The sequence below is a fragment of the Edaphobacter lichenicola genome, assembly GCF_014201315.1.
Taxonomy (GTDB): domain Bacteria; phylum Acidobacteriota; class Terriglobia; order Terriglobales; family Acidobacteriaceae; genus Edaphobacter; species Edaphobacter lichenicola_B.
Genome location: NZ_JACHDY010000012.1, coordinates 1 through 1,796 on the forward strand (window position 1 = coordinate 1; position 1,796 = coordinate 1,796).

At 51.0% G+C, this 1,796-nt stretch carries 1 protein-coding gene; it reads right to left on the bottom strand.

Annotated elements, in window-relative coordinates:
* Window positions 1-89: 89 nt before the first annotated feature.
* Window positions 90-1,466, bottom strand: a complete 1,377-nt coding sequence (locus HDF09_RS20445) for a hypothetical protein (RefSeq protein WP_221270260.1) — start codon at window positions 1,464-1,466, stop codon at window positions 90-92.
* Window positions 1,467-1,796: the final 330 nt, after the last annotated feature.

Sequence of the window (1,796 nt, forward strand, 5' to 3'; positions counted from 1 at the left end):
AGACAAAACGCATCGCGCGCCGATAATCTGTAAGGCCGATAAATTGCTCACTGAGCCCTAGCCTATTTTCGTCAATTTCACTTGGGCGCTCATTTCACAGTGACACTCACCGCTGTCGTTGCCGTGATTGAACCGCTTGTGCCAGTTACTGCAACGATATAGTCCTTGGCGGTCGCACCTGAATTTGTTGCACCGGAGCCGGTGTTTTCAATGACTGAATTGTCCATACTGCCACACCCGAAGGCAGATCCGGAAATAATAGCGAATGTCAGCAGGGGAAGTAGTGTTTGCCATTTCCATCGCATCCGCGGTCGAAAAAAGGCCAAAACAGCTACGGTGATGCTGCTGTAGAAGACACAGAGTTTCTTCACGGGGCTCCGAGACGTGGAAGCCCGCGCGGCAGTGGTGTTGATAACGAGTGTTGCTGTCGCCGCTGTCCCCAACCACACGGTACCAGGTGCGGCAATTTGGCAGGTAGGTTGGGAAGCTGATTCTTCGGCACTGATGACAGCACATGTCAGTGCCACACTTCCATTAAATCCTCCGTTTGAAAATACGGTGATGGTCGAATTTGCAGATGCTCCGGCGGCCGCGATGGTGACTGGCGTGCTAGTTAGCGTGAAGGTTGGTGGAGCGCCAAGCGGCGATGCAGTGACTGTAAAGGTCCCACGCGACAGATTACTGAAGGTAGAGACGCCAGTCTGGTCCACCCCTCCCAGCGTAATTTCCTTCGTACCAACAAATTCAGGGGAGAAAGCAACCCTGAAGTAGGCTATAACCTCGTTACCGAAGGTTGTCGCATAAGTCCCTATACCAAACAACGTGCATTGACTGTTGCTAAGGGCGGCAGGTGATCCTGATGTTATTGGCGAGCCATAGCTGGTGCCAGCGTCGTTTACAAGAAAAATGTCGGTCGAGCCGGAATCATAACGCAACTTACATGCGTTGGCTGCGACCGTGTTATTTCCTGAATTCTTTAGATTCAACAAAACGGATTGAATTTGAGAGGTTGCGTCTGAATATATCGCCGTAAATGTCTGCTCTGGGCCACTACCGGAAGAAGGTGAAACAAATACCGAAGAGACACTGGCGGTGACATTATAAGTTCCGACTTCTGTCGGTGGATCTGTGTCGTACGTCCCTTCCTTCCCGTCGGCAGACAAGTAGAGTTGCTTAGCGCCGCGGAATTCAGCTGAGAATGCTACGAAAAGTCTAACCGTTACACTGTTGCCTGCGATACTTGCGGAAGATAGACTGGCGAGCACCGAGCACTGAGAGTTGCTGACAGTTTGAGCCGTTTCAGCGGTGGCGGTGGTGGAGAGGAATTTACCTCCCGAGTCTTGGACCAGTTGGATAACGCCTGAGCTAACCCTATAGGTCAGAATGCATTGATCTGCCGACCATTCGCTCCTGGTTCCCGGAGCAATGCCGCTCATAATGAAGAGAGTAAGGGACTGCACATCCATTACGCCTCCTGGACTGGAGTATGTGGCTACAAATTCCTGCTCTGAGCCACTACCGGACGACGGGAAAAAAGATACCGAATTAGGGTTTTGGGCTTGCAGAGCAATGGTCGCACCTAATAACGCAAATAGAAGCGAGATCATCTGACTTAGCTTCGACGCAGAGCGAAATGATGGGGCGCCTACGAGTACACTGAAACTAACCATGTCTATCCTCCGAGATTCCACCAAGAAAAAGAGAGAGTTTGCGCGGCTACAGTTACGTGTGGGATTCCCGATGGACGTACAGGGATTTTGCACTTTGCTCCTAACCAGAATTTAGACTGATTATTC